Source organism: Priestia sp. SRI_019, from assembly GCF_057586255.1.
This window is the reverse complement of sequence record NZ_JBYCZN010000040.1, coordinates 1-325: the sequence shown is the minus strand read 5'-3', so window position 1 is coordinate 325 and position 325 is coordinate 1. Positions and strand designations below refer to the sequence as shown.

Below are 325 nucleotides of genomic sequence, written 5' to 3'. Positions count from 1 at the left end.
GGCGATTGTGGCGAAGTGGTTAACGCACCGGATTGTGGTTCCGGCATTCGTGGGTTCGATTCCCATCAGTCGCCCCATCTTAAGTAACGCGGGTGTAGTTTAGTGGTAAAACCTCAGCCTTCCAAGCTGATGTCGTGAGTTCGATTCTCATCACCCGCTCCAAAAATGGGCCTATAGCTCAGCTGGTTAGAGCGCACGCCTGATAAGCGTGAGGTCGGTGGTTCGAGTCCACTTAGGCCCACCATATTCCACAGTAGCTCAGTGGTAGAGCTATCGGCTGTTAACCGATCGGTCGTAGGTTCGAGTCCTACCTGTGGAGCCATAC

At 53.5% G+C, this 325-nt stretch carries 4 tRNA genes; all 4 read left to right on the top strand.

The features are described from left to right. Position 1 precedes the first annotated feature (1 nt). The 4 genes from AC2YJL_RS27730 to AC2YJL_RS27715 all read left to right on the top strand — a co-directional run bounded on the left by AC2YJL_RS27730 (position 2) and on the right by AC2YJL_RS27715 (position 322). Positions 2–77 (top strand) — tRNA-His (locus tag AC2YJL_RS27730). 11 nt (positions 78–88) lie between these two features. Then, positions 89–162: transfer RNA gene (locus AC2YJL_RS27725), tRNA-Gly, on the top strand. A 5-nt stretch (positions 163–167) separates the two neighbouring features. Further along, positions 168–244: transfer RNA gene (locus AC2YJL_RS27720), tRNA-Ile, on the top strand. Positions 245–247: 3 nt separating this feature from the next. After that, positions 248–322, top strand: a tRNA-Asn gene (locus AC2YJL_RS27715). The last annotated feature ends 3 nt before the right edge of the window (positions 323–325 follow it).